Here is an 890-nt window from a genome sequence, read left to right as displayed (position 1 = left end):
GGATTAGTGGCGAACGGGTGAGTAACACGTGAGTAACCTGCCCTTGACTTCGGGATAACTCCGGGAAACCGGGGCTAATACCGGATATGAGCCGCCTTCGCATGGGGGTGGTTGGAAAGTTTTTCGGTCAGGGATGGGCTCGCGGCCTATCAGCTTGTTGGTGGGGTGATGGCCTACCAAGGCGACGACGGGTAGCCGGCCTGAGAGGGCGACCGGCCACACTGGGACTGAGACACGGCCCAGACTCCTACGGGAGGCAGCAGTGGGGAATATTGCACAATGGGCGAAAGCCTGATGCAGCGACGCCGCGTGAGGGATGAAGGCCTTCGGGTTGTAAACCTCTTTCAGCAGGGAAGAAGCGCAAGTGACGGTACCTGCAGAAGAAGCGCCGGCTAACTACGTGCCAGCAGCCGCGGTAATACGTAGGGCGCAAGCGTTGTCCGGAATTATTGGGCGTAAAGAGCTCGTAGGCGGTTTGTCGCGTCTGGTGTGAAAACTCGAGGCTCAACCTCGAGCTTGCATCGGGTACGGGCAGACTAGAGTGCGGTAGGGGAGACTGGAATTCCTGGTGTAGCGGTGGAATGCGCAGATATCAGGAGGAACACCGATGGCGAAGGCAGGTCTCTGGGCCGCAACTGACGCTGAGGAGCGAAAGCATGGGGAGCGAACAGGATTAGATACCCTGGTAGTCCATGCCGTAAACGTTGGGCACTAGGTGTGGGGCTCATTCCACGAGTTCCGTGCCGCAGCAAACGCATTAAGTGCCCCGCCTGGGGAGTACGGCCGCAAGGCTAAAACTCAAAGGAATTGACGGGGGCCCGCACAAGCGGCGGAGCATGCGGATTAATTCGATGCAACGCGAAGAACCTTACCAAGGCTTGACATGCACG

At 58.5% G+C, this 890-nt stretch carries 1 rRNA gene; it reads left to right on the top strand.

Annotated elements, in window-relative coordinates:
• Positions 1-890 (top strand): 16S ribosomal RNA (locus tag GWJ10_RS19530); the annotation flags it as partial.

It is taken from the genome of Cellulosimicrobium sp. SL-1 (assembly GCF_011033075.1).
Taxonomy (GTDB): domain Bacteria; phylum Actinomycetota; class Actinomycetes; order Actinomycetales; family Cellulomonadaceae; genus Cellulosimicrobium; species Cellulosimicrobium funkei.
The sequence above is the reverse complement of the archived record's forward strand: the minus strand, read 5'-3'. Positions and strand labels throughout refer to the sequence as shown.